This window comes from Phyllobacterium sp. CCNWLW183 (assembly GCF_037203775.1).
Lineage (GTDB): Bacteria > Pseudomonadota > Alphaproteobacteria > Rhizobiales > Rhizobiaceae > Phyllobacterium > Phyllobacterium ifriqiyense.
In genome coordinates, this window is sequence record NZ_JBBCBN010000006.1 from 244,828 (window position 1) to 259,574 (window position 14,747).

At 55.5% G+C, this 14,747-nt stretch carries 13 protein-coding genes and 1 pseudogene; 13 read left to right on the forward strand and 1 reads right to left on the reverse strand.

What is annotated here, in order from left to right:
* Positions 1-32: 32 nt before the first annotated feature.
* Positions 33-926: an AraC family transcriptional regulator gene (locus V9K95_RS15475; protein WP_336441116.1), complete on the reverse strand. Its 894-nt coding sequence runs from the start codon at positions 924-926 to the stop codon at positions 33-35.
* 204 nt (positions 927-1,130) lie between these two features.
* Between V9K95_RS15475 and V9K95_RS15480 the strand changes: the two are divergent.
* The 13 genes and pseudogenes from V9K95_RS15480 to V9K95_RS15540 form a co-directional block, all read left to right on the forward strand.
* A pseudogene (locus tag V9K95_RS15480) lies at positions 1,131-1,898 on the forward strand (lyase family protein); the annotation flags it as partial.
* A gap of 91 nt (positions 1,899-1,989) precedes the next feature.
* Positions 1,990-2,745, forward strand: a complete 756-nt coding sequence (locus tag V9K95_RS15485) for an SDR family NAD(P)-dependent oxidoreductase (protein WP_336441115.1) — start codon at positions 1,990-1,992, stop codon at positions 2,743-2,745.
* Positions 2,746-3,253: 508 nt separating this feature from the next.
* Positions 3,254-4,228 carry an ABC transporter substrate-binding protein gene (locus V9K95_RS15490; protein WP_336441114.1) on the forward strand — a complete coding sequence of 325 codons (975 nt, stop codon included), beginning with the start codon at positions 3,254-3,256 and terminating at the stop codon, positions 4,226-4,228.
* Between the two features lie 15 nt (positions 4,229-4,243).
* Entirely contained in the window at positions 4,244-5,116 is an 873-nt protein-coding gene (locus V9K95_RS15495; protein ID WP_336441113.1) for an ABC transporter permease, read from the forward strand.
* A 9-nt stretch (positions 5,117-5,125) separates the two neighbouring features.
* Positions 5,126-5,881: an ABC transporter ATP-binding protein gene (locus V9K95_RS15500; protein ID WP_336441112.1), complete on the forward strand. Its 756-nt coding sequence runs from the start codon at positions 5,126-5,128 to the stop codon at positions 5,879-5,881.
* A 63-nt stretch (positions 5,882-5,944) separates the two neighbouring features.
* Positions 5,945-6,904 (forward strand): agmatinase, encoded by a 960-nt coding sequence (locus tag V9K95_RS15505; protein ID WP_336441111.1) that lies wholly within the window; start codon positions 5,945-5,947, stop codon positions 6,902-6,904.
* 43 nt (positions 6,905-6,947) lie between these two features.
* On the forward strand, positions 6,948-7,325 hold the full coding sequence (locus tag V9K95_RS15510; RefSeq protein WP_336441110.1) for a nuclear transport factor 2 family protein: 378 nt from the start codon (positions 6,948-6,950) through the stop codon (positions 7,323-7,325).
* A gap of 15 nt (positions 7,326-7,340) precedes the next feature.
* A complete protein-coding gene (locus tag V9K95_RS15515; RefSeq protein ID WP_336441109.1) occupies positions 7,341-8,639 on the forward strand; it encodes a class-III pyridoxal-phosphate-dependent aminotransferase in 1,299 nt (432 codons plus the stop codon).
* Between the two features lie 151 nt (positions 8,640-8,790).
* The gene (locus V9K95_RS15520; RefSeq protein WP_336441108.1) at positions 8,791-9,462 is read left to right on the forward strand and encodes a GntR family transcriptional regulator; all 672 of its coding nucleotides are present in this window, start codon (positions 8,791-8,793) and stop codon (positions 9,460-9,462) included.
* Positions 9,463-9,609: 147 nt separating this feature from the next.
* Positions 9,610-10,809, forward strand: coding sequence for a M20 family metallopeptidase (locus tag V9K95_RS15525; RefSeq protein ID WP_336441107.1), 1,200 nt, complete (start codon positions 9,610-9,612; stop codon positions 10,807-10,809).
* Positions 10,809-12,455: a 5-guanidino-2-oxopentanoate decarboxylase gene (locus tag V9K95_RS15530; protein ID WP_336441106.1), complete on the forward strand. Its 1,647-nt coding sequence runs from the start codon at positions 10,809-10,811 to the stop codon at positions 12,453-12,455. The genes V9K95_RS15525 and V9K95_RS15530 overlap by 1 nt, the downstream gene beginning before the upstream one ends.
* Positions 12,452-13,804 (forward strand): FAD-binding oxidoreductase, encoded by a 1,353-nt coding sequence (locus V9K95_RS15535; protein WP_336441105.1) that lies wholly within the window; start codon positions 12,452-12,454, stop codon positions 13,802-13,804. Before V9K95_RS15530 ends, V9K95_RS15535 begins: the two co-directional genes overlap by 4 nt.
* A 150-nt stretch (positions 13,805-13,954) precedes the next feature.
* The gene (locus V9K95_RS15540) at positions 13,955-14,746 is read left to right on the forward strand and encodes an ABC transporter ATP-binding protein (protein ID WP_336441104.1); all 792 of its coding nucleotides are present in this window, start codon (positions 13,955-13,957) and stop codon (positions 14,744-14,746) included.
* Position 14,747: the final 1 nt, after the last annotated feature.

The window sequence follows — 14,747 nt, forward strand, 5'->3', positions numbered from 1 at the left end:
CAATTCGCCTCGATATGTGACGTGTTATCCGATTAAGCGGCGATCTGGGCTTTCCCAGTGTTCTCGCGAACATCCCTGGCCGGAGATGAACCGAACAACCGACCATATTCGCGTGTGAACTGCGGAATGCTTTCATAGCCGACCGCGTAGGCGGCATAGCTGATCGCAGCGCCCTCTGAAAGCATCATCCTTCGGGCCTCGATGAGGCGGAGCTGCTTCTGGAATTGCAAAGGCGAGAGCGAGGTAACCGCGCGGAAGTGCTGGTGGAATGACGAGATGCTCATCCCGGCAGCTTCGGCGAGAAGTTCCACCGGGAGAGTCTCAGCATATGAGGTTCTAATGAGGGCCACGGCTCGTGCGATACGATTGGCATGGCTGTCTGCATAGCCCAATGCACGGATGCTCGCTCCATGGAGGCCGCTCACAAGCCAGTAATGCATTTCCCGAACCAACTGGTCCTTGAGGATCGGGATCGAATTCGGGCGGTCAAGGAGACGCATAAGACGAAGTGCTGCGTCAGCTACTTCTGCTTCGGTTGGGTCGACGCGAATAGGAGCACCGGTCTCGCTCTGCGCAACACCGATTTCCAGAACAAGTGATTGCGTGACCGCCGGATCGATGTCGAGGACTAGCGAATAATAGGGCACACCGGCGTTCGCGCGGGTGATCTGGCTGACGTTCGGAACGTCGGCCGCAATGAGAAGGGAATCGCCCGCGCCGAAATCGAAGGTCGTGCTGCCCATGGTCACGCGCTTGCTGCCCTGCAGGACAAGCGCCACGAGTGGCTTCGAGATCGCATACTGTATTTCGCTCGGAGCCGTCGCGCGCATGGCAAACAGGCCCCGAATTGGTGTGCGCGCGACGCCGAACCTGTCGGCATTGGCATCCGCATAGCGGCGGACGCATTCAAGGAGGGTACTGCTCATAGTGAGTCATCCGATGCAAAAGCTCGATGGGCGCAGTAAAGCGCGAGCCGGCTTCCGATGCAAGCGTGGTTGGATGATTAGGCAAGACTACAGGAGTTTCCGGCAACACGGCGTCGGCATGACGAGGGATAAATCGGTCAGTCAGGTGGGGCCGATGTGGCATCCACTGTTCAACCGAGGAGATCGTCATGACCAATCTTGCAAACCCTTGCTTCACTCGGCGAAGAGGGTCTTGCGGTCCAATCGGAGCTAGCGAAAACCCTTGGTCTCGCAACGCCCACCATCACCTGGCATTCGGCCCGTGACGGGATGGCCGAGGTCGTGCAGGTCTTGGCGCTGGTTTGCGGCAGCCTTGCCAAGATCGCCTTCGATATCTCGGTCATGATGACCACGGAACTGGGCGAGGTGTCGGAGCCCTATGCGCGTCACCGCGGCGCCTCTAGCACCATGCCACAGAAGCGAAATCCGATCTCTTGCGAGTTGATCATCGCTGCCGCCAAGATGGTCAGACAGCATGCGGGGCTGATGCTCGACGCGATGGTGCATGACTTCGAGCGCGCCACCGGCGCATGGCACGTCGAATGGGCAGCGATCCCGGAGAGCTTCGCGCTGACCTCCGGGGCTCTTTCACAAGCAAGCTTCATGCTCTCGGGGCTCGTCGTCCATCCGGACAGGATGCTGGCAAACGTTAGGATATCCAGAGGTCTGATTGTCGCCGAGGCGGTTATGATGGCGCTCGCTCCCATCACCGGCCGCCAGACGGCCCACGACCTCGTTTACGCCGCCTGCCGCCACGCGGTGGAAACGGACAGATCACTCTTTGATGTGCTGGTGGAGGTGCAGGATGTTGTGGTTCCGCTTGGACGCGAGCGTCTCCGATACCTCACCGATCCCGCCAATTACCTGGGCTCTGCGTCGCGGATGGTCGATCAAATCCTTCAGACCCGGCCACGGAGCGTTTTGGAGAATTAGGCAAACCTTGCCGAGTATCCGGCAACAGCATGTTCCCAACCTCTGCCATAACAACTTTGCCACCAACCCATCCCATCACAGGAGATCAGATATGACCACAATTTCCATCGTCACGGGAGGCAGCCGCGGGCTCGGCCGCAACACCGCAATCAGCATCGCCCGTCACGGCGGCGATGTCATCTTGACCTACCGAAATGGTGCAGAACAGGCGAAGGCCGTCGTTGCCGAGATCGAAGCTCTTGGCCGCAAGGCGGTCCACCTGCAGCTCGACGTGACGGACATTTCTTCCTTCAAGGCATTTTCCGATGCTGTCGCGCAAACCCTTTCGGCGACCTGGAGCCGCGATACGTTCGATCATCTGGTCAACAATGCGGGCCAGGGCGAGATGGCGAGCTTTGCAGAAACAACCGTGGCCCAGTTCGACGCTCTCTTCGACACCCATGTCAAGGGTGTATTCTTCTTGACCCAGACACTATTGCCGCTGCTGGCGGACGGTGGGCGCATCGTCAACTTCTCATCAGGTCTCACGCGTGTCTCCGCGCCTGGCTTCTCGGCATACTCTGCCGCGAAGGGCGCAGTCGAGATCCTCACTGTCTACATGGCCAAGGAACTGGCCGCTCGTGGCATCACCGCCAATACGGTAGCGCCTGGCGCTATTGAAACGGACTTCCTCGGCGGTGCCGTGCGCGACATGCCCGACCTTAACAGGCAGTTTGCAGGCATGATCGCGCTGGGCCGGGTCGGTGTTCCCGATGACATCGGACCAATGGTCGCCAGCTTACTCGGTCCTGATAATCGCTGGATCACCGCACAGCGCATCGAAGTCTCGGGCGGGCAGGTGATCTAACGACGATAGAGGAGGTCGTGGTTTCACATCTGGCGACCTCCTCGTGCACCCATCGAGCCGGTTCATTTGATCTGGACCACCGATCAGACGCGCCCGATCACTCAACCTATTCGCGGATGAGCGCTCAGAGATATCAATCGGCGACCGTATTGTACTTTTGTTTGACCATTTCCCCTTCCGAGGCTTTGGGTGGCAAGGCCACTACCAGCTCTCTTTGTCTGGTCCCGAACCCATCAGCAAATGGAAGGCTTCTGCAATTCCCGTAGAGCCTTGAAGAAATCGGCGCCTCTTCGTCCTTGGTGATGGAGGCGATGGACTTGCTGTCTTTCCTGCTAGCCGATGCGGGATGACTTCCGGCACCACGCCCGACGCGCATTCCAGATGATGCTTATTTGGCCGCGGTTCCAAAGCAAAAAACGACTCGACAAACGGATTGACTCGCCTGAACTAATGTGAGACGTAATAATTGTCGACAGAGGACAGTCGACTTATAAAAGGGGAATAAAAAATGAAGACCTTGGTGCAGCTCGCACTGGCGAGCGCTTTTGCAATATCGTTATCTCCGATCACCGGGAGCTACGCTTCTGCCGCTGAGAAGCTCACTATCGCGCACTCGACATGGATCGGTTACGGCGCTCTTTACATCGCGAAGGAAAAGGGGTTCTTCGATAAAGTCGGCCTAGATGTTGAACTTAAGATTATTGAGGCTTCCTCAGATGCCCTGGCCGCAATGCAGGGTGGCCAGATCGATGTGGTCGCATCGACTGTCGACAACTTCAGCCTTTTCGCCGGCAATGGCGCCGACCTATCCCTTCTGCTGACCCTCGATGAATCGTCCGGTGGCGACGGCATTGTCGCAAAGAAGGACATTGCGACAGTCGCAGACCTGAAAGGTCGCACAGTTGGCGTGCAAAAGGGATCGGTGTCGCAGTTTCTTCTTTCTCAGGCGCTCGACAAAGCCGGGCTGACAATCGACGCCATCAAGGCGATCGATATGAAATCTGGTGACGCCGGCGCCGCGTTCGTGGCGGGTAGCATCGATGCGGCAGTTACGTGGCAGCCCTGGCTTGGCAAGGCCGCGGCTAGCAATTCTGGAAAAGTCCTTATCGATACAAAGTCGATGCCGGGCTTAATCGTCGACGCTCTCGCAACAAGAACCGACTTCGCCAAGGAACACACCGGCGATTTCAAGGCGTTCGTGAAAGCCTACTTCGAAGGCGTCGACTTTATGAAAGAAGACCCCGAAGCTGCCAATGAGATCATTGCCCGGAACCTGAAAATGTCCAAGGAGACGCTCGACGGAAGCCTCAGTGACGTACGGTTCTTCACCGCGAAAGACAACGCTGACTTCTTTGCGGGAACCGATAGCCCCGCGAGCAAGCTCGTCACAAACGCGGGCGAATTTTATCACCGGATCGGCGTATTGCGGGGAACACCGGACGTCGGGAAGGTCGTGGGACTGGCAGCCGAACTTGCAAACTAACCTTGGGAGGGCTACGTGCGTCAATCTGTAACCGCCACTATTTTGGCATCGGAAAACATCAAGGGCGTCTCTGAGAGACGCCCCAGCAATCCGGTTTTGCGCCGAATCCAAACGTACCTGCGTCCGCGCGCGTCTCTCTCGTCGCGCGAACGCACCACAATCTCAGCTTTCGGCATTTTACTCTTTTTTGCGACCTGGCTGATCGTTACGGAGGCGGGCCTTATCCAGCCATTCTTCCTCCCGAGCCCGATCGCCGTCGCAAAGCGCCTGTTCGAGATGGTTGCTTTCGAAGGCTATCTGACCGACGTATGGTCAAGCGCTTATCGGGTTTTTGGTGGATTTCTTATCGCAGCGGCGGTGGCCATCCCCCTCGGTATTCTAATCGGCAACTTTCCCTTTTTCCGGTCGCTGATCGAGCCTCTTTTAAGTACGGCGCGCTATCTGCCGGCGACAGCCTTCGTACCGCTGATGATCATATGGCTGGGAATCAATGAGTCCCAAAAGATTGCAGTCATCTTCATCGGGACGTTCTTCCCCTTAGCTCTTTTCATTGTGACGATAGCGGAAGGCGTTTCAAGCGATCTGATGAACAGCGCTTACTCACTTGGAGCCAGTTCGCGGCAGGTCTTCTTTAAGGTTCTGTTGCCCGCATGCGTTCCAAGCATCATGGATTCGCTGAGGATCACAGCAGGGATAGCTTGGACATACGTCATCGTTGCCGAACTCGTCGGAGCAGATTCCGGAATGGGTATAGCCATTTTGCAGTCCCAGCGGTTCCTTCTTACAGATCAGGTCATCGCGGGTATTGTGGCGGTAGGGATTCTTGGAATTCTCACCGATTTTTTGTTCCGCTTCGCGCATCGCAAGCTCTTCCCCTATCTTTATTAAAGGTGTGTCATGTCTCAAGTTTTGGTTGACAATGTAAGCGTCGAATTTGGCAGACACCGTGAGGCAGCGCAGATCGCCTTGGCCAATACCAATCTCACAATCGAGCAAGGTGAATTTATATGCCTTCTTGGTCCTTCAGGTTGTGGGAAATCAACACTTTTGAATGTCGTTGGGGGCCTTGTCGAGGCAACGACGGGGCAGGTCATCGTTGAAGGAAAGTCTGTGGCTCATCCAGGTCCAGATCGGGGAATGGTGTTTCAAAACTACTCCCTCTATCCGTGGCTTACAGTGCGTGGAAACGTCGAGTTCGGTCCGCGGTTAAATAGTTGGCCAGCATCGAAAGTCAGCAAGATCGCCGATGAACTAATCGAGATCGTCGGATTGACCGACTATGCCCAGCAATATCCGAAAGTCCTGTCCGGTGGCATGCGCCAGCGTGTGGCGATTGCCCGTGCTCTGGCCATGGAACCACATGTTCTGCTCATGGATGAGCCGTTCGCTGCACTCGACGCCCAAACGCGCTCGCGCATGCAGGAACTGCTGCTGGAGATTTGGGCCCGCAAAAAGAGCACAGTTATTTTTGTGACGCATGACATCGAGGAAGCAATCTTCCTTGCCGATCGTGTCCTCGTCATGAGTGCTCGTCCCGGCCGCATCATTGAAGATTTCAAGATCGAGCTGCCACGTCCGCGCAGTGCAGATGTCGTCGCGAGTGACGAATTCACACAATATCGCAAGAGGATGCTTCAACTATTGCGGCATTAACTCCTTCGCCCACCAGGTCACCATTTTTCACAATTATCGTCGTCTGCTCATAAAGAGGTAAACATGACCAACCAAAATTTTCAGCCCGTCGATTCCTCGGTTACTCCTAGATACGCGGAAATTGCAACCTTCATGCGTGCAGCGCGTGCCGATCTGAGTTCCTCGCTAGACATCGCGCTCGTTGGTGTGCCGCTGGACCTGGGAGCGACCTATCGGTCCGGTGCGCGCCAAGGCCCCGCTGGGGTGCGCGAAGCATCTAGGCTCATCCGGCAGGTCAATCCGACAACGGGCGTTGCGCCATACCGGCTTGCAAACGTCGCTGATGTCGGCGATGCCCCCACCCACCCGCTTAGTGTCGAAAAAAGTGTCGATCTCATCCAGGAATTCTATACAAAGGTGCACGCGACCGGCGCCATTCCGATCTCCATTGGGGGCGACCACACGATCCCGTTGCCGATCCTGCGCGCCATAGCAAAGGACGGCCCGGTTGGCTTGGTGCAGATAGACTCTCACTCTGACACCTTCGACGAATTCATGGGTACCAAGTACAACCATGCGACTTTCGTCCGACGTGCAGTCGAAGAAGGCTTGCTAGATCCGAAACGGGTCATTCAGATCGGCCTGCGTGGCACACGCTACGGTGATGATGACATTGTTTATGGCTCGAAGGTCGGGATCCGCATGGTGACAATGGACGAGTTCGAGGGACTCGGACGCGCAAAGGTCATCGAGGAAATCCAAAAGGTCATCGGAACCAGCCCGACCTATTTTTCGATCGACATCGATGGTCTCGACCCGAAAGACGCGCCGGGAACTGGCGTTCCCGAGCCGGGCGGTATCGTGATGCGCGACGCACAAATGATCCTGCGCGGCCTCAATGGCATGAACCTCATTGGAGGTGACATCTGTGAGGTGGTGCCATCCCTTGATCCCACCGGAATCACCTGCATCAACGCAGCCAACCTCATGTTCGAACTCACCTGCCTTGCGGCTGTCGCTCACTCTGAACGGAAGAAGAACTAGGCGGCACTCCGTCCTTCCAAATCCAAGATCCAAAGGGGGCTCCATGTCCGACGAAAATGCAATTCGTGACATCGCGAACAAATATTTCGACGCACTTTACAATGGCGACGCCGATCTGTTTGCGACGATCTTCCATCCCGCTGCTACGCTTTACAGCTTCGCTGACACTGCGCCCGTCATCATGAATGTTGAAGACTATCTAACGATCGTACGCGGCCGCGCATCGCCGGCTTCGCGAACCGACCCGCGGCAGGACGAAATCATTCTACTCGAGGTGCCTACGCCAACCACGGCACACCTTCGGGTGCGCGAAGTTTTCCTGCCCAAGCAGTTTACTGACGAACTGACGCTCGTGAAGACGCCAGACGGTTGGAAGATCGTTGCGAAAGTCTGGCACTACACACTCATTGAAAACAATTAATAGGGCGGAAATAGCATGACCCAAGTGAAGGAAGAATATCTCAACACAAGCGCCGAGATCTTTGGTGCATTTATCGAGCGTTCCTGGCGCTCCAACGCCGAGCGCCAGCTTGCCAAGGGTGCAGAGTTTGTCATCGGTCGCCGGGAAGGTGTGTACATGTGGGATGTCGAAGGGCAGCGCCGGCTGATCGATTGTGGAGCGGGCGGCGGCGTCCACGCATTAGGCCACCGCCATCCAAAGGTTCTTCAGGCGCTTCGGAAGGCTCTTGATGACGGGCGCGATACGGGGTTGTGGTCCGTTCCCAACGCTGAGTATCTCAAGCTTCAAGATCGGCTTGCGGAATTGGCCCCCAAGCCGTGTCTCAACCGAAGCGTCGTCACACTCTGCTCGACGCTCTCCGTCGATCTGGCGACCATGTTTGCCTTCCGAGTGACCAAGCGTCAACGCATGCTAGCATACCGGCATGGTTACCATGGTCACACGGGCTTTGCTGCCATTGTAACAGGCTCGCCCGAAGAGGGTATCATCGATCACTATAATCTACCCACACATGCCAGCTTCTTGGAAAACTTCGGCGATACGGAAGAGCTAGATCGCCTTCTGACCAAGGACATCGCCGCCTTTATCATTGAGCCGATGGACTATGAGACGTTTGCGCCGGCACCCAAGGGGTTCCTCGAGGCGGCTTCGCGCTTGTGCCAAGAGCGCGGCATCCTGTTCATCATCGACGAGACACGGGCCGGTCTCGGACGTACTGGTACGCTATGGGCAACCGAGCAGTACGACATCGAGCCGGCTATGTTGATTACGGGTAAAGGCCTCTCGGGTGGCCTTTACCCGGCCAGCGCGGTGCTTATGCGAGAAGACATATACGAGCAGTGCATGAACCAGCACCGCTTCGCTTATATTTCCAGCCTCGGCGGTAACGAAATCAGCTGCGTCGTGGCTGCGGAGGTGCTCGAAGTCGCATCCAGCGCTGAGTTACTTGAGAACGTCAAATCGGTCGGCGCATATCTTACCCAGAAGCTCGGTGAAGTTTGCCAACGTCATCCAGACATCCTGACCGATGTTTCGTCCTTCGGTTTGGCGATCTCGATCGGGCTAACCAGCCGTGATGCCGGGCGGGCTCTTTATCGCGAGATTTTCGCGGCTGGTGTCCTGTGCCACAGCGTGTCTGAGATCGACCCTCCCGGGTTGAAAATATTTCCTCCGCTGGTTCTGACAAACGAACAATCCGATGAAGTTGTCGCAGCGTTGGACAAGGCTGCCGGCATAGTTGGACAGGGTCGGGTGGCGATTCGGAAGTCTGCCTAATCCCAGGCAGGCGGCATAACATTCTTTTTGCGCTCGAATCGATCGAAACTTTTGACCGATTAGGAGCTTATCTATCGAATTTTGGTGCAAATTGACCTAAAGCCGGATGAACGTGCAAAACAACTCATCCGGCGCCGAGGAGCAGCGATATATGGGTACGATAAAACAAGAGGAGCCGGGTGCGTTGGTGATCCAGCGGCATTCTGTTGCGAACCAGGTGTATTCTGACCTGCGCAATCGCATCCTGTCGGGCCAACTCCCGCAGGGTGAACGGCTTGTTGAGGCGACGATTGCTCGCTCACTCGGAATCAGTCGGGCCCCGGTGCGTGAAGCCGTGAACCGCCTCATGGAAGCAGGCCTTCTAGAGAACAGGACACACTTCGGTCCCTCTGTCATCCAAATGAGCGCAGACAAAATCCGTGAACTTTATGCGGTGCGGAATTCTATCGAGTCATTGGCAATACAAGCCGTCGCGAAGAGGCACTCGAAAGAGGATATCGCAGAGTTGCGGCGTCTCATAACCGCGATGTCTGATCGAGCTGAAGAAGGGGATCTTCCCGGTCTTGTCGAAGCGGAACTGGTATTCCATGAGGCACTCTGGAGGATGGCCGATAACCCTTACATTCAAAAAATTGCGGGTCTGCTTTTCGATCACATGCGTCTGGCGTTGACCATCGACAACGCATCCTATGGAAATCTTGTCGACGTTGCGCGAGAGCATGAACCGCTTGTAGAAGCGATCGAGACAGGCGATCCGGAACGGGCGAGCGAAGCGTTAACGCGGCACATCATGGCGTCGCTGGAGACATTCTCCAAATCGTGAAATGGGCGCGAGGGTCGCCAACGTTAGCGACCCTCAAACCATAGTTTGGCGCAATTAGGTTTCGGAACAAACGTGAAGCCCTAAAATCACGAAGCAGGAACGTTGGAATTTTATTGTCGACAGTCGACAAATATGGGAGATAGCAAGTTGTTGAAGAAAAACACCGTCGGCGCGGCCATAGATGAGGCGATCAAGAACGATGTACTCATTCAAGCGTGTCAGAAAGTCGTGCAGATTGAAAGTCTGACCGGCCAAGAAGCAATGGTTGCCAGTTTTGTGGCTGAGCAGATGAGAGCTCAGCAATTCGATAAGGTCGAAATCGACCAGAATGGCAATGTGATCGGGATCGTGTTTGGCGACAACAGCGGCCCGTCTGTCATGGTGAACGGTCACATCGATCACGTGCCGGTTGGTGCGATGCAGAACGCTTTTTCCGGCGAACTCGTCGGCGCGTCGCGCTGGGGCGAAGAAGGTACTGCGATATTCGGCCGTGGCTCTTGCGATATGAAATGCAATGTTATAGCGGCAGTCCATGCCGTCGGCGCGCTGAAGCGCGCAGGGCTGAAGCCCGGCGGGGATGTTATCGTCGTCGCTGACATCGAAGAAGAAACGGATTCTCCAAACGGCGTAAAATCCGTCATTCAGGGCGGATTGCGAGCAGACTTCGGAATTTCCGTCGAGTCGACAAAGGGCCATGTTTACCTCGGCCACCGCGGCAAATTGGAATTTGAAGTAAAGTTCATCGGCCGGACTTCCCATGCTTCTGAACCCTCGAACGGCGTGAATGCCATCTACCTTTCCACGTCTTTCATCGATCAGCTCCAGCATTATGCTGAAGGTCTCAAACAAGACAAACTCTTGGGACCTGCAACGGTCACGATCACGGGAATGCACTCCTCGCCCGACAATGGAACAGCCGTCGTTCCCGATCTCGTAACTCTGCGAGTCGATCGCAGATATGTTCGCGGCGAAAGCTCAGATAGTTGCGAGACCGAAATCGTGAATATCCTTCGATCGACCAACCTCAATGGCGAAGGAACGGAATGGACAGTCGAACTGATCAATCACTATCCGCTCATGTATACATCTGAAGATAGTCCAGTTGCCCAGGCAGCGATTTTCGCTGCAGAGGATGTCGATGGTACAAAGCCGGTCATCTCCGCCTGGCGTTTCGGCGTCAATGGTACCTTCATGAACGAAGCGGGTATTCCCACCATCGGCCTCGGCCCGGGTGACGAAAAATGGGCGCATACGCCTGAAGAACATATTGGGACCCGTGACATCACAGAGGCGGCTCGCAAGATCGCTCGTGCCGTGATGGCGGTAACGAAAGGCGGTACACTCTGATGAGCACGGAAACAAAGACGCAAAAAACCACTGTTGCGGACGCCATCTTGCGCTTGATGGAGACTTATGAAGTCGACACCATCTTTTCGATTCCCGGCGTACATACGGTCGACTTTTACAAATCCCTGCCCGACCGCAACATCCGCCACATCACGCCAAGGCACGAGCAGGGTGCCGCCTTCATGGCCTATGGCTACGCGTTTGCAACTGGCCGTCCGGCCGCATGCATGCTCATCACGGGGCCAGGCGTTTTGAATGCATCAACTGGCATTGCCGAAGCATACTCGGATTCAATTCCGATGCTCGTCATCGCCTCAAATAACCTCATCGCGGAAATCGGTGTTGGTCGGGGCGCATTGCACGAAACGAAGTCGCAGTCTGCAGTGCAGGAGCAGATTTCCGCATTCTCGCATACGCTTCTCGACGCTTCGAACGTCGAAGAGATTTTTCACAGAGCGATGTCGCTGATCGAAGTTGGGAGGCCACGTCCTTCGTTAATCGAAATCCCACGGGATCTATTGGCGTCGGCTGCCCCCGTACCATCAGGAGCTAAGCCCACGGTCTATCGTCCCGGCCCGCAACCTGCCGCAATAGCGGAGGCAGCAAATATGTTGCTGGACGCCAAGCGTCCGCTGATTATAGCTGGCGGCGGAGCACGATTTGCGGCGGAGAAAGTCGGCCTGTTGGCGCGGCGGCTTGGCATCCCGGTTGTAACGACCAATACCGGTAAGGGAATATTGCAGGACGGCGATCCACTCTCGCTGGGTTCCGGCCTGCCGTTCGAGGCAACGGCCAAGGCGATTGCCGATGCGGACGTCGTGCTCGCAGTCGGTACCGAACTGGGCGAGACGGATTTGCTCTACACCGGCCGCAGTTACAAAATTAATGGCAAGCTGATCCGCATCGATATCGATCCTAAGCAACTCACAATGAATTATCGTCCCACAATTGCAATTTTTTCGGACGCAGGCACCGCATTGGATGCACTGCTCGAGAAATGCGAGGACGGGACAACTCTAAACGATGGTTCGGTGGAGGCACGAGTGGCGGCAATCAACTCCGAAAATGCCAAGGATGCCGGCTGGTCCGTCGAGTCGCCCAAACACAAGCTCGTCCTCGATGTTCTCGCCAAGACACTGCAGCCGGATGCCATCATCTGCGCCGATTCCACTCAACTTGCTTACACCGGCAATCACTATTACCCAACAGCCACACCGGGCACCTGGCTCTTTCCCAATGGGTACGGCACTTTGGGAAGCGCTATGCCGGCGGCCGTCGGTGCAAAGATCGGTAAGCCAGATCGTGAAGTGCTGGCTATTGTTGGGGATGGAAGCTTCCTATATTCGATTGAGGAATTGACAACTGCCGTCGAAAACGACCTCGCTCTTCCGATAATTGTTTGGAATAATCGAGCGTACGGCGAAATCCGAGACGCGATGATCGCGTCCGGCATTCCCACAGTTGGCGTCGATCTCTACACCCCGGACTTTTTGATGATTGCCCGCGGCTTTGGTTGCCACGCGGTCCAGATCGACGATCTGAAGCAACTGGGTGAGGAGTTAAGTGCAGCATTCCACCGGAGAAAACCCACCGTTCTCCAGATCGACAGCGAAGCGGACATGTTTTCGGGGCAGGGCCGTCAATGACAACAGACGGCATCAAAGACCTTCTGGAAGGAGTCGTCGGTCCGAACCATGTCTTTTCCAGCCCAGACGCACCGCGACTTGTGGTTCGACCGGGGTCGACCGAGGATGTGTCTCGCTGCCTTGGAATTATGAATGCACAGGCGGTGCCCGTCGTAACCCTGGGAGGGATGACTGGGCTCGTGGGGGGGACCGATTTGTTTGGACCGGTGGTTGGCCTGTCGACCGAACGACTAAACAAGATCCACTCACTTGATCCAATACGAAAACTGTTATTTGTCGACGCCGGCGTCAAGCTGGAGGAGATCCATCGTTTCGTCTCTGAACACGGATTTCGATATGGGGTCGATTTTGGCGCCAGGGGCAGTTGCACGATAGGTGGCAACATTGCGACGAATGCCGGTGGCAACTCGGTCGTCCGCTTCGGAATGACGCGAGCAAATGTTGTGGGCATTGAGGCTGTTCTTTCCGACGGACGTATCCTTTCGGATACGGGCGGTCTCGTAAAGAATAATACCGGTTACGATTTGAAGCATTTATTTGTCGGATCGGAAGGAACGCTTGGTGTTGTTACAAAAGCGGTTCTGAGGCTAACGCGGCCATCATCTGACACAGCAAGCGTGCTCCTAGCATTGAACAGTCTCGACGATGCATTGGCAGTAATGGCGACTCTCGAGTGCCGGTGCGGCCAGTCCCTGTTATCTATGGAGATTATGTGGAACCGTTATTTCAAGACAGTAAGCAAAGCCATCTCGAAAGGTTCGCCGCCGCCTCTGTCCGATGCGTTTCCAATCTATATACTTGCACAAGTCGAAGGGATTGATGCTGATATTTCCGCACAAGACGTTCTCGTGCGGTCACTCGACGACGTCGACCTCATTCAAGAAAGCGCCCTAGCTGACTCGCGATCCGGCGAGGAGGCATTCTGGTCTATCCGAGATGGCTCCGAATTTATCGAAACGAGCCACCCGCGCGTGCTGTCCTTCGATGTCAGCATGAGACCGCAGGATTACGCCACTTACGTGGAGAAGGTCGAGAAGCGACTCGGGGAAGCGTTGCCGTATGCGGTGCCCTATAATTTTGGACATCTCGCAGATGGAAATGTCCACTTTATGATCGGGCATGACAATACCGTCGCTGAAGCTGATCACATAATCGAAACATGTGTGTATGAGACTCTAACCGACTACTGGCCAACTTCGGTCTCTGCGGAGCACGGGATAGGGCGGGAAAAGGCCGACCATTTATGGCGATCGCGTTCTTTTGAGGAGATCGGCGTTATGAACTCAATTCGCACCGCACTGGATCCTGTTGGCATCCTAAACCCGCACGTGCAGTATCGCACTCGCTAAATCTCATAAGCACTCGTGTGCGCTGCGTGCGGACACGATAGGCGCACGCAGCCGTAAGGTCGTGACACACTCTCAAACCTTTGTTTGAAGCATCGGGCTCTTCACGCTCCATTGTTCCCACTATTGAAGAAGAAACAAGTTGAGGGAACAATGGCAATTCAAATCGTTGGCGGTCCAGCCGAAGCCTTGAGAATAGACAATATCCACAAAAGCTTTGGCACTCTTGAGGTTTTGAAAGGCATCTCGCTCACCGCAAGAGATCACGATGTTATCTCAATCATCGGAGCATCCGGTTCTGGAAAGAGCACTTTCCTCAGATGCACCAATCTCCTCGAGCGTCCTTCGTCTGGTTCTATCCACGTAAAGGGTGAACGTCTCGAATTGCGGTCACATCCCCATGGCGGGATGCAGGCGGCGAACAGCAAGCAACTTGCGCGGTTTCGCTCAAAGCTCGCTATGGTTTTCCAAAGCTTCAACCTTTGGCCCCACCTGACTGTTTTGGAAAACGTCATTGAAGCACCGATCTCGGTGCTTGGCGTGCCACGGAAGGAAGCCATTCAGCGTGCAGACGAAACACTCGCGAAAGTTGGTTTGTTTGATCGTCGCTCTTATTATCCCACGCATCTCTCCGGGGGGCAGCAACAGAGAGCGGCTATCGCACGCGCGCTGGCAATGAATCCCGATGTACTATTGTTCGATGAGCCCACTTCGGCTCTTGATCCGGAACTGGTGGGTGAAGTCCTAAAAGTGATGCGCGCATTGGCCGAGGAAGGGCGGACCATGCTTGTCGTTACGCACGAGATTGCATTCGCGCGTGATGTCTCCACAGAGGTCATGTATCTTCGAAACGGCCTGCTTGAGGAGCATGGACCGCCGGAAGAGGTTCTCCTCAACCCGAGATCAGAACATCTTCAAAAGTTCCTCGCGCGCTCGAGGGCTTGAA